Origin of the sequence: Streptomyces sp. NPDC058307 (assembly GCF_042880295.1) — a bacterium.
GTDB lineage: Bacteria > Actinomycetota > Actinomycetes > Streptomycetales > Streptomycetaceae > Streptomyces.
On sequence record NZ_JBHVYZ010000075.1, the window covers coordinates 15,800 to 40,954 of the forward strand.

Consider the following 25,155-nt stretch of genomic DNA (forward strand, 5'->3'; position numbering starts at 1 on the left):
CAAACTCCAGGGCGGGTTCCAGAAGGGGTCGACGGCGTTGAGGGAGGCGATGCGGGCGGGGGCGAGCTGGCCGGTGTCGGCACGGCAGCGCATGGTCTCCAGCCAGGCGGCCAGGTGGCGATCACCGCCGTGGGCGTTCTTGCCCAGGGCGAGGGTGCCGTGGCGGGCGGCGCAGGCGGTGATCTGGACCAGGTGGTGCTCGAAACTCTCAGGGGGATGGGGCCAGGACAATCCCATGCTGGTAAGGGCGGCGATGCGGTCGGCCGGCAGGGCGTCTGCGGCGTACAGAGAGCGTTGCTGGCCGATCCACTGGCCCAGGGCCAGGCCGTCGCTGGTGACGTGTTCGCTGGGGACGTTCAGGTGACCGTGGCCGGTGCGGAAGGCCTGGGCGGCCTGCAGGCCGTCCTTCCAGAAGGCATTGTTGGGGGCCTTGTGGGTGCGCAGCTTCAGAGTGCGGGTTACCTCGCCGGCGCGGTGCGGGCGCGGTGCAAGGGGCTGTGGTCGCGCCTTCATGCGGGAGCTGAACCGCTGATAGGCCCTGGTGTCGTAGACGGCGAGGCCGTTGAAGAAGCGCCAGAAGTCTGAGAACGAGGAGGATTCCATGGCCTGTCGGGTGGACTGGCCGGGTGCGATGTAGACGGGGATGAAGATGGATGCGCACTTGGCCTGGCCCGGGGGTTTGCGCAGGGCCCGGCCGATGCTCTGGGCGATGTGGTTGGGGCTGCGGCGCGGATCGGCGATCAGGATGCCGTCGGTGTCGGGGGCGTCGACACCTTCGCTCAGCACGCGGACACTGGCGAGCACGGCGCAGTCGTGGCTGCCGGCGGTGCTCCCTTGGGTGTGGGCGGAGAAGTGCTCGAACTCGTGGAAGATCTGCTGGCGTCGCCAGGGCGCCTGGTGGCAGTGCAGGGCCTGCGCCCAGGGGTTGCGGATGCCGGTGCGGTCGGCGAGCACGCCGGCGGTCTCGGGCAGAGAGGCGACGAAGCCGCGGGCGGCGGCGATCCGGCCGTGGAAGGACAGCACCCGGCGCGCGCCGTGTTCGGCCATGGATATCAGCAGGGCTGCCTGCATCGCGGCCAGGCGCAGCCCGTCCTGATGTGGCGTGGGCAGGGGGTCGTGGAGAATGCCGCGCAGCATGCTGTCGTGGACTTCCGGCACGATGAGCTGGTAGTCGGCGAGGATGCCGCGTTCGATCGCCTGGGCCAGGTCCAGGTTGTAGACGACGGGGCCGTAGATGGTGGGGTCGTCCATCGAGGCGAGTCGTTCGATGCGGGTGCGGGCCTTCGGGTTTTGCGTGGTGCGCCAGTTGCGGGGCGTGGCGGTCATGTAGAGGCGGTGCGCGGCCGGGATGGCGCGGTCGTCGTGGATGAGTGCCCAGCGTTTGTCCCAGTCGCCGCTGGTGCGGTGGGCTTCGTCAGCCAGGGCGAAGACCCAGGGCGGCAGCTGTTCGCCGCGGTGGGCGTCGGCGATGGTGGGCAGGGAGGCGTAGGTGGCGAAGACGGCGATGCGTCCTCCCTCGGCGACACGGCGGGCCAGCACCCGGGCATTTCCGGTGAGCAGCAGATGGCCGCGCAGGCTGCGGTCGTGGACACCCGGCAGTGAGCAGACGCCGATGAGCTGGTCGAAGCCGCCGTCGGCCAGCCAGCGGGCCGCCGTCTGGGTCAGGAGTTCGAGGGTCGGGACGAGGACGAGGACGGGGCCGCGCTCAGCGAAGCGCTCCGCGACGCGCTTGCCTATGAGGGTCTTGCCGGTGCCGCAAGCGGCGATGATGGTCGCGGCCGCATGCCGCGTCCCGCTCAGGGCGTCAACTCCCGCGGCGACGGCTTCTCGTTGGTGGGGGCGCAGCTCAACACGGCCGGGCATGACGCGCTGACTCCCTCGTCGTGAAACTGCGTGCCCGCGGGGCACCTTCACCAGTCTGTTCGCAGTGGAGAGCCTGGCAGTTTTGCCGCAGGGTCCGGCCGACACTGACCGAAGCTGCTCTTTCTTTTCTTCGCGCGTGCGTAATTGGTCGCCTTCGGGACCGGGTGTGCGCCAGATGGGACCGTTTCGTCAGCCTAGGCTGCCAGCCGAGGGACGGCGGGGGTTAGATGAAGCCGCAGCCGGACATCCCGGAAGGAGCGCCGTCGTGGCGGAGCAGCGAGACGAATGGCTCGGGCGGCGCCGGATGCACCTGCGGCTGCGGTTTCTGCAGGGTGAGTCCACCGGCTCATACGTGACGCGGCTGGCTGCCCGCAACAACCGCCCTGCGCAAGAGGTACTGCGGAGCATGGGCACCGGCCCGATGCCGGTCGATCCTCAGTACACCGAGATGTACGTCAGCTGCTACGCGCGCGAGCGGCTGGCCACCCTGGCCGGTTACACCGTGGCCGAGATGCAGGAGCGTCTGATCGGGCTGCGCGACGAATTCCTCATGCCCAAGAACGCCAAGGACGACTGGGAATGGCCCTGGGACGCGCGGGCCGGCTACATCGTGCAGGCCTGCTCCCTGTGCGCGGCGCGCCGCGGCACCCGCTCGCCCGCCTGGCTGATCCTTCCCGACCCCTGGCAGGTGTGCCTGCGCCACCAGCGCTGGACGGACAACTCCCGCAGCACCAGGCACCCTTACATCGATCTCAGCGAGCTCGCGGAGGTCGTGCGCGCGCAGCAGCGCCTGAACCGGATACGCAAACGCCTGGGCCCGGCCGGACGGTGGGTGTTCGCGGACGCCTGTTCCATCCTCGTACGCTCCGGGTATCTCGAGGACCCGGCACAGATCAAGCAGTGGGCTGTCCTCGCGGCCGAACTGGGCGAGCAGCGAGTGCGGACGCTGGCGCAGTTCAGCCGGCTTTCCCTGCTGACCCAGGACCTGGCCTGGCTCGAGGTGCGCCGCCTGAACGGCGTGCTGGGCAGCACCGAGTACCAGGACTGGCTGCCGCGGACAACGCGTCGGCACGGCTACCGGTCCATCGAGCCGCTGACCGTCTGGCACCGCCAGCACCGGCCGCTCAAGCAGGGCATTCCGCAGTTTTCCAGCGGAGACGTGCCCTCAAGCACCGTAGTGCGAAGGCTGACAGGTCATGCCCTGCCCTCCCCGTTGGCGCCGGTGGAGGAGCTGACGTGCCTGCCGTGGGTGCGCATGCCCAACTCGATGGACCGGTTGTTTCTGTAGTCATCCGCGCCGCGTACGGCTGCTTCGGCCTCGGCTGAGCAGGGGCCCGGTGGATCTCCGGCAGCAGGGAACCGCCGTCAAGGAAACAAGGGCATCTGCATCCTTTCGGGTGAACTCCTGCGGCTGCGTCACACGAGTTGGGAGGAGGCCCGGAGCCTGGTGGACGTCTGCCGCGCAGCAGGGCACGGCGCGGCACGAGGGGAGCAGCTCGTGGACTTACAGGTGCGCTACCGCGACGACATGGGCCACGAACGCCTCAGCACTCCACGGGCGTTGCGCGGACTTCCGGTGGAGGAATGGCCGGTGCTGCACGAGCAGCGCGCCTACCGGGGGCGGAAGTCGAAGGTGCGCCAGTGGTGGTCGTCGACCACAAAGAAGGACGTCAGCTGCCGGTCCCGGGAGCACGCATACGCGGCCATGTTCCTCGACCGCGACCCGCACATCGTCTACCTGGCTGCGCCGTCGCTGCAGGTCGAATGGCGCGAGGGTGAGCGTGCGGGGGTGGTGAACCCTGCGTTCATGGCGCGCACCGTCGAGGAGCAGCAGATCCTCTATCTGCACTCCCCCGCCGGGAAGGAGCCGGACGATCAGGAATGGTCGGTGGCCCAGGCAGCCGCCGCGCCGGCGGGATGGCAGGTGGATGTCGCCCGCGCCCCGGGCGGCCAGCTGCGCCGCAATGTGTACATCGTCTCGCAGTTCCGTCACGACGAGTTCGCCGACGAGAGCGCCAGGGCCGTCCTGCTGGAGGCATTCGCCCGGCCCCTGCCGCTGAGCAGGGGCGCCGATGCTGTGGATCTTCCCCCCGGGCAGGGCCGCGCCAGCAGCTGGAACTTGCTGTGGACGCAGGATCTAACGACGCACTGGGATGAGCCACTGACCCCCGACAGCACGGTCTGGGCGGCCGGAGCGGCAGCATGAGCGCCGTCCTTTCCCTGCCGGTCGACGCCCCGGACGAGCCGGCCGGGACGCTCCGGCCGGGGATGACGGTCCGGTGGAAGACCGGCCGCTATCTGGTGGGCGCCCTGCAGGGCGACACCGTGCACCTGGCGGCGATGGACGACGGCGGCCAGGACGCACTGGTACTGGTCTGCGTCCTGGTCTCCGCCCCGGACTTCGCCGTGCTGAAGGCCGACGGGACGCCGCAGGAGCCGGAAACGGTGCCGGACCTGTCCGTGCTGGACCGGCTGGACAAAGAACAGCTGAAGGACGTGCGCTGCTGGGAGAAGCATGTCCGGGAGGTGCTGACCGGCCGCCCTGTCGGCGCCCGGTCAGGCGCCTTCACTCCGCGGCACGGCTACGATCCCGCGACCACCACCCGCACCGCCCGCTACGCCCTCAAAGCAACCGAGCTGAAGGCGGCCGGTCTGACCGGGTCGGTCGCCACCGTGCAGCGCAAATGCCTGGCCTACGAAGCACACGGGCTGCTCGGCCTGGTCGACAAGCGGTGGCTGCGCACGGCCACCGTCTACGGGAACGTCGACGAGCGGGTGGTGGCGCTGATCCGCCAGGAGGACAAAGCCCAGCGCGGCGCGTCGGCGGGCACCTTCTCCCGGCTGTACAAACGGGTGCGCATGGCGCTGCGTCGCGCGCACCCGGATGAGTACCGCGACCTGATGCCGGCCCGCACCACCTTCTACGACCTGCTCAAGCGGCTAGGGATCTCGAAGCAATCACTGGAGGCCGCGCCCGGGCAGGGCAGTGACGCCACCACCCCACCCGAGCCTCCCTACCATCCGGCGCCGGTGTCGTTGCTGGGCGAGCGCGTGGAGATCGACGGCACCGGGCTGGACGTCCTGGCGCTCGGCGATGACGGGCGTCCCGTGGCAGTTGAGCTGACCTACGCCCTCGACATCCTGAGCCGCAGCTTCATTGCCGGAATGATCGTTCCCAAGTCTTCGGGCCGGAAGAAAGGGCCGGGCAGCCGACGCCGCGGCGGCCGCAGCACCAAGTCGCTCGATGCCGCACTGCTGCTGGGCCAGGCGATGGCGCCGCTCGCGGCGCGCCCCGGCTGGTCGCCACAGACGCTGGCCGCCAGCTCGGATCTGCCCTACGCACAAATGCTGGCCGGTGATCCGCGGATGGCCGGCGCCGCGGCCCGGCCGGTCATCCGTCCGAAGACGGTGGTCGTCGACAACGCCAAGATCTTCAAAGCCCGGCACTTTAGGGACGTGTGCAGCATGCTGGGCATCGAGGTGGAGTCCGCCCGGGAGCGCACCCCCACCGACAAGGCGGTCATCGAACGCACCAACGCCTCGGTCAAGAGCATGTTCTCCCAGTTCGTCGCCGGCTACACCGGCAACAAGCTGGCCACGCGCGGCAAGGACGTCGAAAAGGAACGGCTGTGGCCGCTGAACAAGCTGCAGGACATGTGGCACGAGTGGGTGGTCACCGAGTGGCAGCAGCGGCAGCACGAAGGACTGCGCTCCCCCTTCCTGCCTTCTCTGGTCCTCGCCCCGAACCAGATGTATGCGGCGGCGGTGGCCATGGAAGGCGCCGTGCCGCGGCCTGTCACACCGGATGAGAGCCGCAAGCTGCTGCTCCAAGCCAAGCGGACCGTCACCCGCGACGGCATCAAGATCGGCAACCGTACGTATGTCAGCCACCGCATCCGGGAGTTCAAGAACCGCCACACCGGCATCAAGGGACAGGGCCGGCGCTGGCCGGTCTACTACAACCCCTACGAACCCAGCCGGGTGTGGCTGTACGACCATACGGTCAAGAACGACCCCGCCCGCAGCCCGTGGGTGGCGTTCGACTTCAGGTACCAGCACCTGATCCACGACGCCTGGACCCAGTACCTGTGGGAAAAGGCCGCCGACCTCGTCGCCGGTCTCGTCGGCCGGGAAGGCAGCGAGGAAGAAATCGCCCGTGCCGTGGACGATCTCCTGGCCCGCGCACGGCGCGGCCCCTCCCCCACCTCCACCTCCACCTCCACCAAGCCGGTGGCCGCGTTCGTTCCGCAGCCCCTGGAGATCACCGAAACACCGGTCAACCCGTATGCAGGGATCACCCGGGCCGAACCCGGCAGCGTGACGCCCGCGCCGTCCCTCAACGTCGATGCCAAGGACCTCTTCCCCGGCCGCCGTGCCGCGCTGCCGTCCACTGCGCCCGAACGTGCCGCCCCGTCTGCACCGCCAATCCAGGCGCGGCCGCCGCGGCGCCGTCCCGCCTCTGCGGGAGGACAGAGCCTGGGCGGATCAGCCAGCGACATTTTCCGGGAGCTGACATCGGATCCGCCCGAGAAGCCGCCGTGGCCCGACCAGGAATCTCCACCGCCCAGCCAAAACCCGCAGGAGACGTGATGGACGCTGCGCGCACCGCCCCGAAATCAGCCGCCCCCGCAGCTCCCACAGCGCGGTGGACGCCGCTGGATCCCGAACTGCTCACGGTGCGGGAGGGGTTCATGGACTTCGTGCACCGCAAACTCGAGCCTCCGGATCTGCAGGACTGCGCCCCCCAGGGCACGAAGGTCACCGACACCGACCCGCGGATGATCTATCACGGGGAGATGATCCCCGTCAGCACTCCCGACGTGACCCAGGGGCTGAAGGACGCGCGGCGCACCCTGCGCACCAACAGATTCCGCCCCACCGGCAAACGCATGAGCATGATCATCGACGGATGTGCCGGCAAGACCACGCTGCTGCTCCAAATCGGACGCGCCTACCAGGGAGTGCTGGAGACCGAACGTCGGCCGGACGATGAGTGGACCCCCGTGGTCTACATCAACGTCCCGCCGCGCCACGAGAGCAACATGGACTGGTCCCTGCCCTTCGCGGACTTCTTCGGTATGGACCACACCATCAACATCGACAAGCGGACCTACCGCAGCACCGACATGACCGAACCGGTCGTGCACGCCATGCGGGAAAGCCGTACCTCCCTGGTCCTCATCGACGGCGTCGACCGCATCCACGACAGCGACCTGGCCACCGCCTTCGACTACTTCGACTGCCTCCAGGCCCGCCTGCGCGTCTCCGTCATCTACAGCGGTCGCGGCGCCACCGGCATCGTCAACGAAGGCCTGCACAACCGCCGCCGCAGCGAACGCCCCCGCACCTCCGAGCAGTTCGACAGCAGTCTGCCCGTCATGCGGATCAGCCCCATCCCCCTGCACGCGGGGCAGGAAGGGGGATGGCGGGGCGTGGTGCAGCGCTACGACTCCAACCTCCGGCTCTACAACCACAAGCCCGGCGCGCTGCTGGACCTCGAGGAGGAACTCCACGCACGCACCGGCGGCTACATGGACACTCTCGACCAGCTCATCTGCCAGACCGCCCAGGAAGCCATCGAAGACGGAACAGAAACCATCACCGAAGAAGCCCTCAACAACATGATCGTCGGCCGCAACGACCCCGCCGACGACTGACACCGTGCACACCGTGCCAAGGCGCACTCGAACAGGTAGTACACACCGCACAGGAAGGACTTCGACCATGCAGGAGTCGGACGCCACCACCGGTGACGGACGGCGGCTGGCATGGCGTTCAGCGTAGGCAACAACTCGCTACGCGTGACTACGGCCTGCCTGGCGCCTTCTATCGGCGTTCCGCGTCAACGACAGGCCGTCCGGTGCGCACGGCAGTGTGCGGAGCGCGTGGGGCGCTCCTGCACCGGCTGCCCGAGCTTGCCGCATACGCGGCGCGACGCCAAGCACGCTCTCTTCGGCCTGCTCGATGCCGTGAACCAGGAGTTCACCGACCGTCAACAGTCCGGAGGCCGCCGCCGCAGATTCGAGGGCGGACGAGTATGCAGCGATGGCGGTGGACGGCCAAGGGCACGGGACCGCTGCGTGCGGTCCAGCTCTGCGCTCGGCTGCGTGTCATCGAGCTGAGCTTCCCTTCCCCGCTCGCACGACTACCGGCGCAGCCGTGCACCGCCCGCGGGCTATCAGTTGACTGAAAGAAGACGGCGGCCTGTGCATAGTGGATGCTGCGGCAGACAGCCGTCACCTGCGAGTACTACTGCCACCGTGAACGGTGACGTGCTCTGTCGCCGCAGAATCGCATGCTCCTCGAACAGAACGCCATCCTACGTAGAGATCTTGATGAGGCGCGGGCTCAGCTCCATACGCTGCGCGTCCACAAACTCGGTGCCCGTGCCCGCGACGGCCTTGGCCTGACAGCCGGACGGGATGCCGAAGTGGAAGAGCTGCGCAAACAGCGGGACGCTGCCCTGGCCGCCAGCCGTCGTGCAGCGGCCGACCTCACGGCCGTCCGCAACGTCACCCCAGCGCTTGATTGTGGAAAACGGCCGACTGCTTGAGGTCACACCCGACACGAGCGCTGCGGAGTAGGCCCTGTACAGGACTGCGACCGGTGCCGGTGGCGCATGGCCCTGGAAGGAGGGCGAGGCTCCTTTTGCGCAGCTGAACAGGAGGAGAAGAGAGGGCCGCCAATGGTCGGGCAAACCAGCAGCGAACACTGCGGCGGATACAGTCGATGATCGGCGCCGGGTCCGCATCAATTAAATGTGGCCAAACTGCCCTGCCGCGGTGGCGCGCAGGGCCAGGTCCCACCCCGACAAGCAGCGGCATCAGAGGAGCCGCGTGGCCGCATAGGGTGAATAAGGCGCCCGAGACAGGAGTGTCACAGCTGTGATTACCGAGTACGAGTACTACCTTGCATTTGTTTCATGTACGTAAGCTTCGACATAGGTTTCTCAACGTAGCTGACCCCGAGTCGGTCAAGCTCCGACCTCAGCGCCTGCTTGATCCACTGTAGCTCAGTGAAGACTGTGTCAGCAGCCGAGGAACGCAGCGTCCTGCTATGCAGATACTCTAGTTCAATCTGACATAGGTCAGGCCAATTCTGACCAACAAAACGGCATCGATCGATCATTGCGGCGTAGACATTTCCCGTGGAAATGGATTCCAAGCTAACGTCGAAGCGGGTACGTCGAAAGGCGCCAACGAAATCAGCAAGCACCCGAAACTCTCGCTCGATATGATCAGCGTAATTACCCGCCAGCCGGACGCCTAGCCACTTAGTCTCCTTACGTACCACGGCATCAGTTGTGAACCACTTGCGCTTCACAACAGTCGTTCCTAGTGAGTCAGGGATGAAGGATATGTAGCCGGCCTCAGCCGGAGGCTCAGCTATTTCATATAGGTGATTATCGAAGTCCCATTGCTGGAAGTCGTCCCTGTACTCCCACATAAAGGGACTGAATTGCCCCCTTCCCACCAGGTTGCGGAGGCGAACTGCAAGGTCATAGGTATCCACGTCAGGGGTTATCGTTATCTTGTACTCGATCTCCATGTCCGGCCAAAACTTTTGATAGTAGCACCCGTGGTTGTTCAGGAAGCTCCGACTAGCTTCCATAGCCTGCAAACCGGCTGCGAAGATACTCACCAGCCACTTTCCCCAATTTGTCGCCTCATGCGCATCTTGCGATCCGCACCAAATGAAAAGAGCATCCCGTTGGCCGGTTCGAATCTGGGCAAAAAAGCGGACGTACATATCATGCTCAGTGACCACCAGCAGTGGCATTGCACTCTCAGCAAACAGATTGGCAAGCTCCTCACTGACATGGAGTTCCGACAATGGGAAGCTAGAGAGGAAGTCATGTTCGCGAACCCGACCGTCTATACCCATGCACCAATACTCGGCTGTAGCAAATTCTGTGTCAGTTAGCAGCACTGTGTTCACGTCTGCCGGGCCGTCAGGCAGCCTTAGGACCACGAAGGCGTCGGCACCTTTTGGTTCGACACCGAAACGCCAAGACGCGGGCCCGAGGAACAGGTAGCGGCTAGATTCCACGCTACATCCGCCCACGGAAATGCCGCTCAGCAGCCGATTTGATAATGTCTGCGACATCCGATGAAACCTCATGTAGGGTTCGACCATTTGCGTTAACCACGGGCCAGTTCTCCTTTATGGCAAATAGTTGCAATTCCTCATTCAAGAGAGTTTGATACTCGATATAATTATCTAGGGTTATTCCGATATCGGACAGAAGGTTCCCTGCTTCGATTGCAGTGATGGTCGATTTCCGATAGCCAGCTATTGCTGGATTTACATCAAGCAGCACCACGAGGTCTGGCTCGGGGACTTCCCTGAAAAGGGACTTGGCGTAAGAAAACTCCACTTCCGGGTTCAAGCGCATTCGTGCGAGACTTTTACTGATCCAGTTGTCAACAAGAACGTTCTCACCTCGCTCCAGCATGGGCACTACTGCGCAATGGCTTATCGCGGTAAACCACGAAGCAATTAAATGAATCCAGTGGTACTGACCAAGACGGTAATACGGATCATCTGGCGGGTGTTCCCAGATTATTTCACGTAGTTTCGCCAAATGCTGACGGATATAGGAATCCTCCACTGGAGGATGTTGTTTAGAGAATGCAACGATCGGGAAGTCGACCTCTTCCATCAGCCGCCCGGTAGCTTCAGCTGTCGCTGACTTTCCTGCCCCGTCTATTCCCTCCAGCGCGACAAAAAGTCCTCGATGTGAATGCATCATGACTAGGCTCTCAGCTCTACATACTCGCCATTCTGATAGCGAGTCATGGCATCAGAGACAACGGCTATGGGCGTGCCGGCTTCCCGAGAGATTATGGCCAGGTGGCACAGGGCAGGACCTTGTTCGCATATGAAGCCGCTAATTCCTCCCACCAAGGGACTCAATGCAGTAAAGGGTCTAGGTGTTACCACAACGACGTCGGGCTCCTGCTCGGCGAGCCTAATCAAGCGCTTAATCTCGATATCGTTACCCTCTTCTTCGGACATGCTATCGAGGACTAGCGTTGGTCCCGATGACTTCTCTCTTAGGTGGTCAGGATTTGCAATCCGAGTAATCTTTCCCTTTAGCTGGTGACCGCTGAGAAATCGCGTTCCCAGAATTTTCTCACTGATAGTGGAGTCCAGAGGCGTATTATCGATGTAGATGGGCCGCCCATCTACGATGGTCCACTCCAAGGAGTTGACTCCGAACTTCGATTGGACGGCACGCGTGAACTCGGCTATTTCGATCAGAACATCATGGCTGACTGGAGTAACTGGTTGATCGTCGGCCATAAGCCGCATAGACCTTGTCTCTTCATCGAGTCCTAGAAATACATCTGATGAACGCGTTGCCGTGATCCTCACATGATTTTCTTTGTTGGTGACAAGATAGGTGTCGGCTGATGCGAAACCTCGATTGAGCCCGATAAGGCTGCCGCGACATACCTCAAGGACGATTCCTTCCTCACCTGGTACTGCAATCGCTGCATACTCGCCGCAAAGAAACTCACGGACGATGAATGTGACTGCATCGCGGCGGCCAGCGATTAGCCGCTCGATGGTGCTATCAAGCTCTGTGCGTGGAACCATCAAAGAGCGAAGGTAGGGTCCGGCATCAATCACTAGAAATTCGGAACCAACCTGATTTAGCGCTGGATGCTGACTCGGGTGGCATGCGCCGATAACGACCGCAGTGCCGTTAACCAAGATTCCCTTGCCCATTGCGAACATTCGAATAGGGCGTCGCTCGATAACGCTATGCCTATAAATGCCGGCAACGTCACCGAGTTCGTAAGAATCCAGCGTTGCCGCATCACGGTAAAGGTCATAACACCCACTAACTAGCCGATGTTCTCCTTCCAGTCGCTGATACCTAGCTATGACAGGGCGTGCCTGAACTAGGTAGAGCGTCCTGCCGTCGAAACACCATTCGATCTCCGCCTTTTGAGCCAAACGGTGCCGAACACGCAAGGTCAGATTTACCAAAGCGGACGACAAACCCATTGGCAGGTTAGGTGAGTCGATCATCACGGAAGGGCTCGTAACGAAAAAAGAGTCCGTTTTGCCAAGGCCTGATTCCACTCCGCTACTGCCATCCCGTGAATATTCGACGAATACGCCATCCACACCCAAAATTGGATGTGGGGAACAGCAGACGCCAGCAACAGATGTGTTCGCAATGTAGCGTTGAATTATTAGCCCCGGCAGCGGATCTAGTTCGAGTTCTCCGGTGCGCAATCGATGAGCGATAGAGGCGAGGTCGAAGCTTCCTTTCCAGCACTCAAGGATTGCAGCCAGAAGATTATGGGGGCCTTGAATATTGGTAACGCTAACGTTTACCCCGGCCCCAGAGCTCGACTCACTGTCCTCGTTGAATCCGGAAGATCGCACTATCAGTGGGAAAGCATAATCGTCTGTCACTTCTCGAGCCGCCTCCCAGATCATGGGCACTAGAGGGGGCGGCACCACCAGGTCGGCAAGCATGGACTGAATTTCCATCGACGCTTTAGCCAGCCCATACCCCTTGTTGCTGCGGAGCTCATTGAGAACTCGTGATATTCCCTCTCGTATCGGCTCGGTGAGAGCCATGGCGAAGGCGTTATTTGTGAGACACCTTGACGGTGGCACTACACCTATATCTGCAACGAGAGCTAGATTCCGGGCCTTCTGACCAACAATGCTCGGTCGAGGATCGGTAAGATCTGTAACGTAGGTCACCTCGTCGGAAATCATAAGCTTACTGATCCTCGGTATCAGCCATGGACATCGTCAGGTGGACCCGCTCCTGCAACCCGGAGTTGTAGGCCGTGTGCATCCGTTTGGTATTGACCGTATAGAGGAAACCGTCTGCTGGCACATGAAATGTCTCGCCACTGCGAAGCGTAAGGCGAGAATCAGGATTTGTGATTATGGCAAGGTGTGTGCGTTTTGTCGCGTCAACGTGCATTCGATAGATCGTCAGCGGCGGAAGGACCATCAACCGCATCCGCCCAATTTGGAACGGTGCCTGTTGATAGATGTCATGGAAATAGGTGTCACGAAAATATGAATTGAAGATGCTGAACTCGGCCTCGTGGTATACCTTATTTCCGTTCTCGTCAAATTGCGACTGGTTTCCATCGTAGAACGGCTCTACGGCTTCCGGGCGGTGAGTCAACGAAATACTTCGAAGCTCGTCCTGGCCGCGTTGTGCAACACCTGGTTCAGCCCTGGTGGCAACCCATCGATATGCCTCCACCAGGGCGGACACGTCAAATCGGACCTCGGCAATCTTGGTCACGAACCCTGACCCCATGCGGCATCACCTGCCTGATGTGACCCGGAATACTCGATTTTACCTGCAAACCTGCTCAAGGGCAGCTCAGAGCTGCTTCCAGCGATCAACGCGCGCGTCAAGCTCTCGACGGCACCAGCACGCCGGGGTCTGTACGGTTTGACGCCGTCTATCCGGTGGTCTTCATCGACTGTGTGAATGTGAAGGTCAGGGTTCTGTCGACGATCTTGTGATCCGGACGGTCGAGGCTCACCGTGTGAGCAGGACGCGTTTGCGAAGGAGATCGAGGCTGGCGCGGCCGAACATCTGGCGTTTCAGCATCTTCAGCCGGTTGATGTTGCCCTCGACGGCGCCGGAACTGTGTGGCAGGGACAGCCCGTTGCGGACCGCGTCGAAGTCGCGGCGGAGGTTGCGGGCGAAGCCCGCAAGCGGAGCCAGGCTGTCCCGTTCGACGTCGGTGATCCACTCTTCGAGGCGGTCGCCGTGGCAGCCGGTCATCATCGCGGCGAACCTCCTGATGTAAAGAGTGAGCCAGCCGAGTTCGGGATCGCGCTCACGCAGCCGGTGCAGCTTGTCGGCGTCCCCGTCCCGCAGGTGCTCGGGGTGGGTCATCATCCAGGAGGTGACCTCGCGGACCGATGGAGGCTTCGGTCCCGGGTCGGGTGCGTGTCCGCGCCCGGTCCGGTAGCGCCGCAGATGCCGCTGAACAGCCAACTCGCCGCCCGGAATAGCCGAGTTGCTGGATTTCGCGTTAGAGCTGGGCGGCGTTCCTGACGCCCTCATTCCAGCGCCGGTGCAAGTAGCCGACGTACGGGTCGACGACATGCGCTCGTTGGAGGTTCTTGGCCACGACATCATCGGCGGAGCGGGCGTTGACCAGTTTACGGACCGTGGCCTGGTGCAGCCCGAGCTTCCGGCCGATCGCCGCCTTCGACATCCCCTGCTGCCACAGCTCATGGGCGGCAGCATGCTGCTCACGCAGCCGGATCACGATCTTCAGGTCTTTCGGTGGCTGGACCACCTCGGGCTCCCCCTCCGCGTGGTCGGGGCCGGAGCCCGAGCCGGGAGGCGGTTCGGCCAGGCGGGAGCGATGGGCGTTGACCGTCTTCTCGACCGCCTGGCCGAGGTTGGCCCACAGGTGGTAGCGATCCGCGACCTGTTCGGCCTGCGGCGCCCCGACCCGAGCGCCCTCCGCGTAACCGCTGGAACGGTCCCGGCAAATGACCTTCACCTCTGGGTGATCGCGGAGCCAGGCAGCCAGGTCCTCGCCTTCGCGGCCGTCGTAGAGGTGCAGCGGCCGGTGGGTGGCCATGTCGATCAATACCGTGCCGTAGTGGCGGCCCTTGCGGAAGGCGAAGTCGTCGACGCCGAGGATCTCCACCTTGCCGATCTCCGGCTCGGCCAGAGCCCTGACCAGCCGCAACAGCGTGTCCTTGCCTACGGTGAGGCCTACCGCGGCCGCCATTCGGGCTCCTGCCCGGCCGGCCAGGGCCAACCCGATCTGCGTCAACACCTCGCGCAGCAGCGGAGTATGCCGACTGTGCGGGGTGGTCAGTCCTGAGATCTGTTCGGCGAACGTCACCGCCGTGCAGGCAGGGTTCTCGCAGCGGAAGCGGCGCACGCATAACTCGATCACGACACCGAGCCCGCCCACGGCGACATCACGCAGCCTGCGTACGTACCGTACCGACCGTGCACCCGGGCCGAGCTCTGGCCGCACCGACAGGACCCAGTCGCCGCCCGCACCCGCGTTCTCAGCACTACCTGGTCCGGTCGCCGCTCGACCTCCTCGATCAGCAACGCGGACAGGTACGGAAACAGCTCGAGGAGCACATCACGAGAGCACGCGATGCATGATCGTGAACAGGCGGAGCAACGTGCTCAGCCGTCCGGATCACAAGATCGTCGACAGAACCAAGGTCAGGGACGGACAGGTCGCCAACCGGCCGGTCTACATGGCCGTTGCGGTCGCCGCCGAGGGCCACCGGGACATTCTGGGCCAGTGGATCGGTGATGGAGCGGAGGGTGCGAAGTACTGGCTCCAGGTCCTCACCGAGATCAAGAACCACGGCGCGGCCGATGTCCTGATGCTGGTCTGCAACGGCCCGACCGGCCTCTCGGACGCCGTGACGCGGTCTGGCCTGCGACGATCGTCCAGACCTGCGTCGTTGAACAGCTTCCGTACGCGGCCCGCCAGGACTTGGAGAAGCTCGCGAAGGCTCTCAGGCCCGTCTACACCGCGCCAACCGAGGAAGCCGCGCTGGAGCCGTTCATGGAGTTCACCGACGCCTGGGGCGGGAAGTATCCGATGATCGTCCGGCTCTGGGAGGCGGCCTGGGCGGAGTTCGTGCCCTATCGCGTTCGTGATGCAGACGATCTTGCGGATCTCCGCGTCGAACTGGAGGAAGGGAGCATCAACGCGCGGATCCGCAAGGCCGTCCGGGCCCGGGGACACTTCCCCACCGACCAGGCCGCCCTCAAATGTGTCTACCTGGCCGTCATGAGCCTGGACCCGACCGGCACCGGACGCAAACGCTGGACCATGCGCTGAAAGGCCGCGCTCCAGGCCTTCGACATCACCTTCGACGGCCGACTCACCGCCGGCCGCCGCTGAATAAAGCCGACCGAGCTCCACCGTTTGCTGTTTGCTACACAGACCCGCACGCCGACGTGAGAGACGGGCTGCTGGGTCATGGTGCTTCGCAGGTGGGGCAGCCGGATCTCGGTGGTGTGGCGGGGAGCCAGCGCAGCTCGGCGGTGTGGCCGAGGTCGAAGGGTGGGGCCCAGTCGGGTTGACGGCGCAGGCCGAACAGGGCGTGTTCGCCCGGCAGGCGCTGGTCGGGGTGTCCGGCGCGTTCGAGGAGGGTCGCGACGGCGGTCTTGGCCGCGAGATGGGCGATCAGGTGAAGGTCCGAACCGACGGCGGTCATCGGCCGGTGGGGCGTGCCGGTGCCGTATCCGGCATCCAGGGCGGGCTCGGGATCGAGGCCGCCAGCCTCTGCGAGGTTGTGGCGCCTGCAGGTGAGGCACCCGTGCCCGGGCCAGGGGCGCAGTCGGAGGATCTCACCGAGGGCGCCGTCTTCCAGAACACAGGCGAGAACGGCGGTGAGACCGGCGCGGCGAGCCAGGTGGCCGGTGACGCGGCGCACGGCCACCCCGTCTGCCGTGCACACGACGAGGTCGGTGCCCGCGAGGAGGGCCCGGATGTGGATCGCCGCGCCGCGGTCCACGCTGTCCTTACGGCCCGCCGAACTCCCGGGACCCGCCCCGGCGGCGAACACCACCGCGTCGGCACCCGTCAGATGCCGGGCGACCTCGTCACCGGTGGCCTTCTCCAGATCCACGAGCCGGGCCTGGGCCCCGGCCTTCTCCAGCGCCTCGGCCTGGGCCGGGTTGCGGATGAGGCCGGTGACCACATCGCCGCGCCGGGACAGCAGCTGCTCCAGGAGAAGGGCGATCTTGCCGTGCCCTCCGGCGATCACGACCTTCATGATCAGGCCGGCAGACGGGTGTCGAGGACAAAGTTGACCTCGATGAGCTGCCCCGGGAAGAACAGCGACGCGACGCCGATGGTGGAGCTGGTGGGGCGGTGGTCACCGAAGTAGGCCAGGTTCGCCGCGGCCATCGCCATGTTGTACCGCGGCAGGTCCACGATGAACTGGGTCTCGGAGACGACCTGGTTACGGGTGGCGCCGTAGTGGGCCAGCACCTTCTCGAAGTTGGCGTAGGACTGTTTCAGCTGGGCGTCGAAGTCGCCCGGGTAGAGGAAGTTGCCCTGCTCGTCGTGCGAGAGCTGCCCGGAGACGTAGATCGTGTCGCCGACCTTGATGGCCTGGGCGAACCCGAACTCCTTCTCACCGGAGACGTCATGGCTGTAGGAATCGATGGCGGTCATGGTGCTTCTCCTTGCTGATGGTGCTGTGGTTGAGATGCGGGTGTGAGCTCAGGCGGCCGCGAGGCGGGTGACGGCCTCCGCGACAGGGGTGTCACCGGAGGTGAGCTCGACGATCACGCGGCTGAGGGCCGGAGCGTGCAGGGCGGCGTCGAGGAAGGCGGCGACGTCGTCGCGGTGTACGTCGCCGTACTCGACGGCAGGACCGGCGGTGACCCGGCCGGTGCCGGGGGTGTCCAGGAGGGTTCCGGGACGGACGATCAGCCAGTCCAGGTCGGTGCGTGTCAAATAGACGTCAGCGGTCTTCTTGACCTTGATGTAGTGCTCGAAGCCCTCACTACGTGTCCCGTCGCGCAGCGCGTCGGGGAACACCGAGACGAGGGCGAACCGCGCCACCCCGGCCAGCGCGGCCGCGTCGGCGGCCTTCTGAAGGCCACGGCCGTCGATCAGTCTCGTCTTGTCCTGACCGGTGCCGTGTGCGCCGGCCGAGAAGACCACGGCGTCATGGCCGCGCATCTTGCCGGCCAGATCCTCGACCGAGTCGGCGATGAGATCACCGACCACCGGAGTCCCGCCGGCCGCCCGCACCGTCTCACCCTGAGCGGGCCCGCGGTGCATGCCGGTCACAAAGTCACCGCGTACGGTGAGGAGTTGAGTGAGGCGGCGGCCGACTCCTCCGGCAGCGCCGATCTGGAACACCTTCATGAGCTCGTCCCGTCTTTCGCGTGTTGGGGTGGGGGTGCCAGCCGCCGGTCAGGCGGCGAACACCTGCGAGTCGTCGGCGAACGCCTTGAACTCCAGCGCGTTGCCGGCCGGGTCGAGGAGGAACATCGTCCACTGCTCGCCCTTCTGGCACGCGAAACGCATGTACGGCTCGATGACGAACTCGGTGCCCGCCGCCCGAAGCCGCTCAGCAAGCTCCTGGAACGCCTCGACCGTCAGAACCAGACCGAAGTGCGGCACGGGTACGTCGTGGCCGTCGACCGAGTTGTGTATGCGCTGGGCGCGCTCCGGCGCGAGGTGCGTGACGAACTGATGGCCGTGCAGATTCCAGTCCACCCACGTCTCCGCACTGCGGCCCTGCTCCAGGCCCAGGACGTCGCCGTAGAAGCGGCGCGCGGCAGCCAGGTCATCGACCGGAACGGCCAGGTGAAAGCGGGGGATCGGGGAGTCGAGAACGGTCATGACACTGCCTTCCTGCCGGGAGCGGAGTGGCCCGTGGGCAATCCTGCTCGACTTGTCCTAATGTTGACATCACGACAACGACTGAATGTTAACATTAAGCCATTGGCTGAGGAGGTGCAATACGGACATGGGTGATCAGGGCAAGGTGGCCCCGGCCCGCCGCCGCGGTCTGGCCGACGAGGTCGCTGACCGCATCCGCGAGGCCATCTTCAACGGGGCCTACACCCCGGGCGAGCAGCTGCGCGAGGTAGAGCTGTCCGGCGAGATGGACGTCAGCCGCGGCCCGGTGCGCGAGGCGCTACGGCTCCTTGAGCGCGAGGGCCTGGTGCACTGCGCCTGGCACCGGGGCACGACGGTGACGACGCTGTCCACCGAGGACGTAGCCGAACTCGACAGCCTGCGCGGCGCACTGGAGGACCTCGCCGTCCGCCAGGTGATCGCCCACGCCTCGGACGAGGATCTCGCGTCCATCGCGAAGACGGCCGGCATGATGGAGCGAGCCGGCGACGCACACGAAATGGTGCGCCTGGACATCGCCTTCCACGACGCGGTGTTCGCCGCCGCAGGACACCAGCGCCTCGCCGACGCCTGGGACGGTATACGGTGCCAGGTCCACCTGTTCCTGCTGACCCGGATCGGCCGCAGCACCGCCGGCTACCTCGACCGCATCCCGCGCGAGCACCACGGACTCGTCACCGCGCTGCGCGCCCGGGACACCAGCACCGCCCTCGACCTCTTCGCAGCACACCGCCGCCACGCCGTCGACGTGGTCGCCGGAACCACCGCCTGAGTGTCGGCAGACGATCGAATGACGACAGGCACGGCGGGCATCCAATGAACCCAGGCTTTCCGGGTCCCGGCGGCGCTGCAGATCCAATCAGATCCGATGACGGATGATGACTGAACCGCTCCGGGTCTGATGGAGGCTCGATTCCCTGAGAGGATCGAGTCATGGCACGTCCGTCTCGACGCCTTGGACATGGCGTTGTGGCGTCAGGACCGTGCCGGAACTCCCGCTGGCCCAGGACTGGTTCATCATTCTGACGCGGGTAGCCAAGGTGGATTCAACTGGTCGTCGCAACACCTTCTGATCACGGAGGTGTGCAATGGGACGACCGAGGAAGCAGATGCCGCAGGCGCCACCGGGTGCGCGGCGGCAGTGGGCTGCGGACCGAGCGATGCGGCCGTCGATGCGCTCGCCGGGGCGGCCTGAGCCATCGCGTGCTGTGCAACGGGAGTTCTGGCGTCTGATCGCATCCGGGGTCACCTCGGTCCAGGCCGCCGAGGGGGTCGGGGTGTCGGCACCGGTCGGGATTCGATGGTTCCGACACGCTGGCGGGATGGCGCCGCTGAGTCTGGACGAGCCCTCCGGCCGCTACCTGTCGTTCGCCGAACGCGAGGAGATCGCCTTGCTCAGGGCCCGGGACAAGGGCGTGCGTGAGATCGCCCGCACGATCGGACGCGATCCGGGAACGATCTCTCGCGAGCTGCGTCGCAACGCCGCTGCCAGGGGCGGTAAGCCGGTCTACCGCGCCCTGGTGGCCCAGTGGAAGGCGCAGCAGGCCGCGAAGCGCCCGAAGACGGCCAAGCTCGTGGGCAACGACCGTTTGCGTGAGTACGTGCAGGACCGACTCGCCGGTGACGTGCGCCGCCCCGACGGCACGATCGTTCCAGGTCCTGCGACGCCGCCATGGAGGGCCTGAACAAGCCCCATCGCCAGGACAGGCGGTGGTCAACGGCATGGAGCCCTGAGCAGATCGCCTGCCGGCTGCGGGTCGACTTCCCTGATGATGAGTCCATGCGCATCAGCCATGAGGCGATCTACCAGTCGCTGTTCATCCAGGGTCGAGGCGCGCTCAAACGCGAGCTGGTGACGTGCTTGCGCACGGGCCGTGCACTGCGGGAGCCAACGGCGCGGTCCCGGAACAAACCGCAGGGCCACGTCACCGCTGACGTCGTTCTCAGCGAGCGCCCGGCCGAGGCCGACGACCGTGCTGTCCCTGGTCATTGGGAGGGCGACCTGATCATCGGGACGGGCAGGTCGGCGATCGGCACACTCGTCGAGCGCAGCAGCAGGTCCACGCTCCTGGTCCATCTGCCGCGGCTGGAGGGCTGGGGCGAGAAACCGTACGTCAAGAACGGGCCATCGCTCGGCGGATACGGGGCCGCCGCGATGAACGCGGCGCTGACGGAAGCGATGACCAAGTTGCCCGGACAACTACGCAAGACCCTCACCTGGGACCGCGGGAAGGAGCTCTCAGGCCACGCTCAGTTCGCCATGGAGAGCGGAACGCGGGTGTTCTTCGCTGACCCGCACTCGCCCTGGCAGCGACCGACGAACGAGAACACCAACGGGCTGCTGCGACAGTACTTTCCGAAAGGCACAGACCTGTCCCGATGGTCCGCCGAAGACCTCGAAGCCGTCGCATACGTACTCAACAACCGGCCCCGCAAGATCCTCGGCTGGAAGACCCCCGCCGAAGTCTTCGAAGAACAACTACGCTCACTTCAACAACCCGGTGTTGCATCGACCGGTTGAACTCGCCCAGCGCTCACGGAAGTTCGTGTCCGTTCTCGCACGTCACGACCTGGTCGGCTCGATGGGCCGGGTCGGTGCGGCCGGCGACAACGCGGCCATGGAGAGCTTCTTCGCGCTGCTGCAGAAGAACGTCCTCGACCGCCGTACCTGGGCCACCCGCCAGGAACTGCGGATCGCGATCGTCACCTGGATCGAGCGCACCTACCACCGGGGCCGGCGTCAGAGGCGCCTGGCCCGATTGACCCCCGTCGAGTACGAGACCATCATGACCCCAGCCGCAGCCCTGGCTGCATAAACCCCGCTGTCACCCAACCCTGCAGCAGTCCCGGATCGATCGAAGCAGTCTGGCTGGCACCAGTGAGGCAAGTGGCTTGTCACACACCGCACTCGGCAGCACTTCTGTCACCGGCTGCGAGGGTCAGTGACAGCTCATTGGATCAGGTCGGTGTGCGGATGCTCGGGGGAGGTCGGGCAGACGTAGAGCTGCATGTTGTCGGTGCTGCCGACTTCCACCTTGGTCGGCTGCGCAGGGTTCTGGCCAGCGCGATGACTAGCGGCGTAGGCGGCAGCTTCGTCCTCGTATGGCGCCCAGCCGCGCTTACCCCAGTCCCATTCGAAGGAGGCAATGGTCAGCAGCGGGACCATCTGTACCTCGCAGACACTGCAGTATCGGGGATTGGGGTCGGTGCGGCCCCACGGGGGCCAGCCGCCGACCTTCCAGCCAGGAGCGTTTGCCAGATTGCCGTCGTAGAACTCCGCCGGATAGCTCGCGTACGAGCTGTCCACGCCGGCGCCGGCGGCCTGCCATCTGCTCCAGTCTCCCACCATCAGCCGCATATCCGGGCTGAGTTCTAGGCTGTGGGGGTACTCGGTGATCGCTTCTGGTGCCAGTCGACAGGGCTCCGGCACGTAGCCGTCCCGGTCCGCCTCGTACGGGTCTGGCGGCAGCGCCAGGACATCGCCGACATCGGCAGCGGATCGCCAGAACAGCGCAGTCGCGGGCTTGGCATACGGTTCGTGGTCGCAGGGACACCACAGCACTTGGAGCACGTCGGCTTTCCCTGGCGGCCGCAGGAGAGGGACATCGCGCACGTACAGCTGGGCGACGGGCAGCATGGGGACTGGACTCTCCGCGGGCCAGGGAGGGCCGGCTTCGAGTCGCTCCATGAACGTGGCGTCGTTGCGGTGCTGAATCGCCGTCTCCTCCGGCGTGGAGTGAGGACCTTGGGGATCGCGGTGGAGCCGGGCTCGTCGGCGCCTGTCAAGGCGTATTTCTGCCGGCGACTTGCTCCGTCCGGTGCCGGGGTGCACGGCTTCGCAGTGCGGCCATGGCTCCTCAGCGGGCCACAGCAACGGGCCACCGACAGAGCTGTCCCATACCGAGGGCGACCCGGCCCTTGGATGCAGCCGAATCGCCGCACGCGCCAACGGAGCCAGCTCAGGAAAGACCGCGGTGACGTCGACAGGCCGCGGCGGAGTAGTACGTACGAAGGCCATGCCGGCGATCTTGCCACCCGCCACTGACAGGCTACTGTCGCCTTGACCGGCGTCGGTGCTCAACTGGTTGTCAAGCTTACCAACTCAGCCCACGGTGACAACAAGCCTGCCTGTGTGGCAACTATCGCGCTTCGGCTCAAATAAGGTTTATAGCAGGCTTTGAATTCTGGGTGGTCAGAACTCAAAATCTATCGACCGCACGTGCGTGAAATCTGCTCGGAGGCTGTCGGCGCGGGTGCTCTACTCCCTGAAATACGACTCGGCGATGACCTCAGCGACGATCGGATGCAGGTCTTCCTCTGTCGCACCGGCCTCCTGGAGCTGGAGGATCTGCGCGGCGTAGGTGGGCGAGATCGGCGTGGTGATGGTGCGCTCGCGGCCGTCGTCCGAGCTGCCCGTGCAGGTGAATCCGAAGTAGGCCGTCACCTCCACCATCATGCCGCTGGAGGTCGCCGCTCGCTCCCGCGCCTGCGCCCTGACCTGCGATTGCCATTGGGATTCGGTCTCCTCCACCAGGGCGGCCTGGAGCCTCTTCTGAGGCTTCGTCTGCTGTCCGGCGCGGTAGCGCTGCACCGTGCGGGGTGAGACGCCCAGCTGTTCGGCGAGGGCCTTCGTCGACCGCTTGGCGCGCGTGTAGAGGAATTCGATCTGGGCCTTCGCGGATTTCGGCGCGGGTCGGGTGAGCACCTTGCGCTCCGCTCGCTTGAGGGCGTCCAGGACTCTGTTGCGGCGCGGGGTCGGCGGCTGCGTGTCGTCGCTGCTGTCGATCATTTTTCCCAGCAGACACCCGTTCCGGCTGTGGACAGATTCCGCGGCCAGGCGCCCGACCGCTGCGGGTGGGGTTGACGGCGTAGATCAGCCGGGCCTTGGGTGGAGGGCCACGTCCAGAGCAAGGGGACTGGCCATGGATCTGCTCAGGCTTTCCGACCGGCTGCCGCAGTGTTCACGCTGCCGGGGCGACCTCCTCATGAGCGGGGTGGCGCCGCAGAACGACGAACACGGGCGGCCGATCCACCTGGAGCTGTGCCCGGTGTGCGACACCGGCGACGTGGACCGCCCGGCGGCCGGCCTTCTCGTGCAGTGGTTCGCCAACGACGGCGGTCATGACGAGAGCCGCGTCAAGGAGGGCTCGCACCTGCTGATGGAGTGGACGAAGGAGTGCATGGCCACCCACGGCTGGTACTTGCACAACACCCCGCCCGACCAGCCCTGAGCCGTCATCAGCAGCAGCTGCCGGGCGCGTAATGCCGCCGCGTCGTACGAGCAGGACGGCCGCCGGGTCGAACTACTGTTGGGGCCGTGGCGACAACGTACGACTACGCGAGCGACCTCATCGCAGCGCAGCAGGCATGCGCGCGGCCTGCGGTCTCCGCCTGGTTGAGCCGGTGGGGTGCCGGACGCGCTGCGCAGGGGACATTGAAGTGCCCTCCCGCTTCAGTCGGGAGAGCACTTCAAGAACCCCGAACACCTTGCTTCGCTCGACTGGTGACCTAAGGGTTGTCCCGTAACTACCGGACAGCCAGGGCGGGAACTGCTGGGTCCGGTAGTCAGCAGAAGTCGAGCGGGACGCCCTTATCCACGCAGTACTTCAAGACATCGATCAGCTGGCGGGTGTCATCGATGCGCCGTTGGAGGACGGGATCGTCGGCGACTTGTGGCCGCTCGCCGACGATCGCTTCTAGCCGTGGCAGCATGGCCGCGCACTGAGCAGGGGCAAGGTCGCCGTCGTCGTCTGAATGGTTGAGCAGCGGCGCCAGCGTGGTGGTGATGCTGCTCCACGCGCGCTTCCCACCGAAGCCGACCATCTCGGGAAGAGCGAATCCCTCGATTTGGGCCAGCCACTCCCTGAACAGATTGAACCCGTAGTGCGACCACGAGATGTCCGGGCTGGCCACGTCGTCGTCTGCAGGGCAGAGCATGAGCCCCATCCATCGGCCTCCTTGCTTCGTTGGCACCCATGCTCAACTGGGCGGAGGGAGATCAGCAACTGAAATGATCTGTCGCATGGCTGGTGTGATCACGGCGTCGAACCCGTCTTGGATAACGCCGTTCGCCGGGCTGAGCCCGCGCTACTTTCGCAAGTTGGTGACCAAGCTGCGCCGTGAGGGAGCAGATGCCGTCCGACGCGGCCGGCCTTGGAGCCTGCCGCTGGAGGACCGGGTCCTGCTGGTCGCGGCATATTGGCGTACCAACCTGACGTTGCGCCAGCTCGGGCCACTGTTCGGGATCTCGAAGTCCGCGGCCGACCGCATCATCGACCACCTCGGACCCCTTCTCGCGTTCCAGCCACGCCAACGGTTCCGCCCGGACACTGTCCTCATCGTGGACGGAACCCTGGTGCCCACACGCGACCACACGGTGGCCGAACAGTCGAAGAACTACCGCTACTCCACCAACCACCAAGTCGTCATTGACGCCGACACCCGACTCGTCGTCGTGATCGGCAGACCTCTACCCGGCAACCGTAACGACTGCAAGGCATGGGAGCTCTCCGGCGCGAAGGCCGCCGTCGGCCGTACAACCGTGATTGCCGACGGCGGCTACCGCGGCACCGGCCTGGTCATCCCACACCGCCGTGAACCCGGCCAGACCGAACTCCCAGCCTGGAAGGAGGAACACAACACCTCTCACCGCAAGGTTCGTGCCCGCGTGGAGCACACCTTCGCCCGCATGAAGGGCTGGAAGATCCTCCGCGACTGCCGCCTCAAGGGCGACGGCGTCCATCACGCCATGCTCGGCATCGCCCACCTCCACAACCTCACCCTTGCTGGATAGACGAGGAGGCCACGCAAGAGCAGCCCGACTCAGCCGTTCGATCATTACGGGACAGGCCTTAGCCTCGGGCTTTCACGAGGTGGGCTGTCCAAGAGTTGATCAGAAACACGGAAAGTG

The 25,155-nt window shown here is 65.0% G+C and carries 22 protein-coding genes and 4 pseudogenes; 11 read left to right on the plus strand and 15 right to left on the minus strand.

The window, feature by feature from the left end; translation table 11 throughout:
- Positions 1–1,863 (minus strand): Helicase associated domain protein (locus ACFVYN_RS35535; RefSeq protein WP_390006173.1); only part of this gene is annotated, 1,863 nt, incomplete at its 3' end.
- Positions 1,864–2,128: 265 nt separating this feature from the next.
- Between ACFVYN_RS35535 and ACFVYN_RS35540 the strand changes: the two genes are divergently transcribed.
- The 4 genes from ACFVYN_RS35540 to ACFVYN_RS35555 all read left to right on the plus strand — a co-directional run bounded on the left by ACFVYN_RS35540 (position 2,129) and on the right by ACFVYN_RS35555 (position 7,520).
- Positions 2,129–3,151: a TniQ family protein gene (locus tag ACFVYN_RS35540; RefSeq protein WP_390006175.1), complete on the plus strand. Its 1,023-nt coding sequence runs from the start codon at positions 2,129–2,131 to the stop codon at positions 3,149–3,151.
- A 210-nt stretch (positions 3,152–3,361) separates the two neighbouring features.
- Positions 3,362–4,069: a hypothetical protein gene (locus ACFVYN_RS35545; protein WP_390006177.1), complete on the plus strand. Its 708-nt coding sequence runs from the start codon at positions 3,362–3,364 to the stop codon at positions 4,067–4,069.
- A gap of 62 nt (positions 4,070–4,131) precedes the next feature.
- Entirely contained in the window at positions 4,132–6,453 is a 2,322-nt protein-coding gene (locus ACFVYN_RS35550) for a Mu transposase C-terminal domain-containing protein (RefSeq protein WP_390006179.1), read from the plus strand.
- On the plus strand, positions 6,453–7,520 hold the full coding sequence (locus tag ACFVYN_RS35555) for an ATP/GTP-binding protein (RefSeq protein ID WP_390006181.1): 1,068 nt from the start codon (positions 6,453–6,455) through the stop codon (positions 7,518–7,520). Before ACFVYN_RS35550 ends, ACFVYN_RS35555 begins: the two co-directional genes overlap by 1 nt.
- A 662-nt stretch (positions 7,521–8,182) precedes the next feature.
- Here the strand turns inward: ACFVYN_RS35555 and ACFVYN_RS35560 are convergent.
- The 7 genes from ACFVYN_RS35560 to ACFVYN_RS35590 all read right to left on the minus strand — a co-directional run bounded on the left by ACFVYN_RS35560 (position 8,183) and on the right by ACFVYN_RS35590 (position 14,870).
- Entirely contained in the window at positions 8,183–8,422 is a 240-nt protein-coding gene (locus ACFVYN_RS35560) for a hypothetical protein (RefSeq protein ID WP_390006183.1), read from the minus strand.
- 329 nt (positions 8,423–8,751) lie between these two features.
- Complete coding sequence (locus ACFVYN_RS35565; protein WP_390006185.1) at positions 8,752–9,747, minus strand: hypothetical protein; 996 nt, start codon at positions 9,745–9,747, stop codon at positions 8,752–8,754.
- A gap of 166 nt (positions 9,748–9,913) precedes the next feature.
- Positions 9,914–10,615, minus strand: coding sequence for a dTMP kinase (locus tag ACFVYN_RS35570; RefSeq protein ID WP_390006186.1), 702 nt, complete (start codon positions 10,613–10,615; stop codon positions 9,914–9,916).
- 2 nt (positions 10,616–10,617) lie between these two features.
- Positions 10,618–12,609 carry a PEP/pyruvate-binding domain-containing protein gene (locus ACFVYN_RS35575; RefSeq protein WP_390006187.1) on the minus strand — a complete coding sequence of 664 codons (1,992 nt, stop codon included), beginning with the start codon at positions 12,607–12,609 and terminating at the stop codon, positions 10,618–10,620.
- A gap of 4 nt (positions 12,610–12,613) precedes the next feature.
- Positions 12,614–13,156, minus strand: coding sequence for an aspartyl/asparaginyl beta-hydroxylase domain-containing protein (locus ACFVYN_RS35580; protein ID WP_390006188.1), 543 nt, complete (start codon positions 13,154–13,156; stop codon positions 12,614–12,616).
- Positions 13,157–13,399: 243 nt separating this feature from the next.
- On the minus strand, positions 13,400–13,765 hold the full coding sequence (locus ACFVYN_RS35585) for a transposase (protein ID WP_390006189.1): 366 nt from the start codon (positions 13,763–13,765) through the stop codon (positions 13,400–13,402).
- 136 nt (positions 13,766–13,901) lie between these two features.
- Positions 13,902–14,870: an ISL3 family transposase gene (locus ACFVYN_RS35590; RefSeq protein ID WP_390006190.1), complete on the minus strand. Its 969-nt coding sequence runs from the start codon at positions 14,868–14,870 to the stop codon at positions 13,902–13,904.
- A 196-nt stretch (positions 14,871–15,066) separates the two neighbouring features.
- On the opposite strand from ACFVYN_RS35590, the pseudogene ACFVYN_RS35595 reads away from it, so the two are divergent.
- Positions 15,067–15,764: pseudogene (locus ACFVYN_RS35595) on the plus strand (transposase); the annotation flags it as partial.
- A 76-nt stretch (positions 15,765–15,840) separates the two neighbouring features.
- On the opposite strand, the gene ACFVYN_RS35600 reads toward ACFVYN_RS35595, so the two are convergent.
- The 4 genes from ACFVYN_RS35600 to ACFVYN_RS35615 are packed head-to-tail and all read right to left on the minus strand — an operon-like array spanning position 15,841 to position 18,227.
- On the minus strand, positions 15,841–16,641 hold the full coding sequence (locus ACFVYN_RS35600; RefSeq protein ID WP_390006191.1) for an NAD(P)H-binding protein: 801 nt from the start codon (positions 16,639–16,641) through the stop codon (positions 15,841–15,843).
- Between the two features lie 2 nt (positions 16,642–16,643).
- Complete coding sequence (locus ACFVYN_RS35605) at positions 16,644–17,045, minus strand: RidA family protein (protein ID WP_086766085.1); 402 nt, start codon at positions 17,043–17,045, stop codon at positions 16,644–16,646.
- A 48-nt stretch (positions 17,046–17,093) separates the two neighbouring features.
- Entirely contained in the window at positions 17,094–17,747 is a 654-nt protein-coding gene (locus tag ACFVYN_RS35610) for an NAD(P)H-binding protein (protein WP_390006193.1), read from the minus strand.
- A gap of 48 nt (positions 17,748–17,795) precedes the next feature.
- Positions 17,796–18,227 carry a VOC family protein gene (locus ACFVYN_RS35615; protein WP_390006195.1) on the minus strand — a complete coding sequence of 144 codons (432 nt, stop codon included), beginning with the start codon at positions 18,225–18,227 and terminating at the stop codon, positions 17,796–17,798.
- A 127-nt stretch (positions 18,228–18,354) separates the two neighbouring features.
- On the opposite strand from ACFVYN_RS35615, the gene ACFVYN_RS35620 reads away from it, so the two are divergent.
- From ACFVYN_RS35620 to ACFVYN_RS35635, 4 genes and pseudogenes are all read left to right on the plus strand, one after another.
- Positions 18,355–19,017 (plus strand): GntR family transcriptional regulator, encoded by a 663-nt coding sequence (locus ACFVYN_RS35620; protein ID WP_390006197.1) that lies wholly within the window; start codon positions 18,355–18,357, stop codon positions 19,015–19,017.
- A 141-nt stretch (positions 19,018–19,158) separates the two neighbouring features.
- Positions 19,159–19,290 (plus strand): annotated as a pseudogene (locus tag ACFVYN_RS35625) (IS3 family transposase); the annotation flags it as partial.
- A 64-nt stretch (positions 19,291–19,354) separates the two neighbouring features.
- Positions 19,355–20,766: pseudogene (locus tag ACFVYN_RS35630) on the plus strand (IS30 family transposase).
- Positions 20,767–20,776: 10 nt separating this feature from the next.
- Positions 20,777–21,061, plus strand: a pseudogene (locus ACFVYN_RS35635) (IS3 family transposase); the annotation flags it as partial.
- 134 nt (positions 21,062–21,195) lie between these two features.
- Here the strand turns inward: ACFVYN_RS35635 and ACFVYN_RS35640 are convergent.
- Both ACFVYN_RS35640 and tpg read right to left on the minus strand, forming a co-directional pair.
- Positions 21,196–22,263, minus strand: a complete 1,068-nt coding sequence (locus tag ACFVYN_RS35640) for a hypothetical protein (RefSeq protein ID WP_390006202.1) — start codon at positions 22,261–22,263, stop codon at positions 21,196–21,198.
- A gap of 240 nt (positions 22,264–22,503) precedes the next feature.
- Positions 22,504–23,034 (minus strand): telomere-protecting terminal protein Tpg, encoded by a 531-nt coding sequence (tpg, locus tag ACFVYN_RS35645; protein WP_390006198.1) that lies wholly within the window; start codon positions 23,032–23,034, stop codon positions 22,504–22,506.
- Between the two features lie 133 nt (positions 23,035–23,167).
- Here tpg and ACFVYN_RS35650 point away from each other — a divergent pair, with 133 nt between their 5' ends.
- Positions 23,168–23,476, plus strand: coding sequence for a DUF6300 family protein (locus ACFVYN_RS35650; RefSeq protein WP_390006199.1), 309 nt, complete (start codon positions 23,168–23,170; stop codon positions 23,474–23,476).
- 334 nt (positions 23,477–23,810) lie between these two features.
- On the opposite strand, the gene ACFVYN_RS35655 is transcribed toward ACFVYN_RS35650, so the two are convergent.
- On the minus strand, positions 23,811–24,191 hold the full coding sequence (locus tag ACFVYN_RS35655) for a hypothetical protein (RefSeq protein ID WP_390006201.1): 381 nt from the start codon (positions 24,189–24,191) through the stop codon (positions 23,811–23,813).
- A 76-nt stretch (positions 24,192–24,267) separates the two neighbouring features.
- On the opposite strand from ACFVYN_RS35655, the gene ACFVYN_RS35660 reads away from it, so the two are divergent.
- Positions 24,268–25,038 carry a transposase gene (locus tag ACFVYN_RS35660; protein ID WP_390006203.1) on the plus strand — a complete coding sequence of 257 codons (771 nt, stop codon included), beginning with the start codon at positions 24,268–24,270 and terminating at the stop codon, positions 25,036–25,038.
- The last annotated feature ends 117 nt before the right edge of the window (positions 25,039–25,155 follow it).

Bases quoted from the DNA above. Each gene is read 5' to 3' on its own strand.
- ACFVYN_RS35550 (WP_390006179.1), top strand. From the start codon at position 4,132: ATGACGGTCCGGTGGAAGACCGGCCGCTATCTGGTGGGCGCCCTGCAG.
- ACFVYN_RS35555 (WP_390006181.1), top strand. From the start codon at position 6,453: ATGGACGCTGCGCGCACCGCCCCGAAATCAGCCGCCCCCGCAGCTCCC.
- ACFVYN_RS35565 (WP_390006185.1), bottom strand. From the start codon at position 9,747: ATGGGTATAGACGGTCGGGTTCGCGAACATGACTTCCTCTCTAGCTTC.
- ACFVYN_RS35570 (WP_390006186.1), bottom strand. From the start codon at position 10,615: ATGATGCATTCACATCGAGGACTTTTTGTCGCGCTGGAGGGAATAGAC.
- ACFVYN_RS35575 (WP_390006187.1), bottom strand. From the start codon at position 12,609: ATGATTTCCGACGAGGTGACCTACGTTACAGATCTTACCGATCCTCGA.
- ACFVYN_RS35585 (WP_390006189.1), bottom strand. From the start codon at position 13,765: ATGATGACCCACCCCGAGCACCTGCGGGACGGGGACGCCGACAAGCTG.
- ACFVYN_RS35600 (WP_390006191.1), bottom strand. From the start codon at position 16,641: ATGAAGGTCGTGATCGCCGGAGGGCACGGCAAGATCGCCCTTCTCCTG.
- ACFVYN_RS35605 (WP_086766085.1), bottom strand. From the start codon at position 17,045: ATGACCGCCATCGATTCCTACAGCCATGACGTCTCCGGTGAGAAGGAG.
- ACFVYN_RS35610 (WP_390006193.1), bottom strand. From the start codon at position 17,747: ATGAAGGTGTTCCAGATCGGCGCTGCCGGAGGAGTCGGCCGCCGCCTC.
- ACFVYN_RS35615 (WP_390006195.1), bottom strand. From the start codon at position 18,227: ATGACCGTTCTCGACTCCCCGATCCCCCGCTTTCACCTGGCCGTTCCG.
- ACFVYN_RS35620 (WP_390006197.1), top strand. From the start codon at position 18,355: ATGGGTGATCAGGGCAAGGTGGCCCCGGCCCGCCGCCGCGGTCTGGCC.
- ACFVYN_RS35640 (WP_390006202.1), bottom strand. From the start codon at position 22,263: ATGGCCTTCGTACGTACTACTCCGCCGCGGCCTGTCGACGTCACCGCG.
- tpg (WP_390006198.1), bottom strand. From the start codon at position 23,034: ATGATCGACAGCAGCGACGACACGCAGCCGCCGACCCCGCGCCGCAAC.
- ACFVYN_RS35650 (WP_390006199.1), top strand. From the start codon at position 23,168: ATGGATCTGCTCAGGCTTTCCGACCGGCTGCCGCAGTGTTCACGCTGC.
- ACFVYN_RS35655 (WP_390006201.1), bottom strand. From the start codon at position 24,191: ATGGGGCTCATGCTCTGCCCTGCAGACGACGACGTGGCCAGCCCGGAC.
- ACFVYN_RS35660 (WP_390006203.1), top strand. From the start codon at position 24,268: ATGGCTGGTGTGATCACGGCGTCGAACCCGTCTTGGATAACGCCGTTC.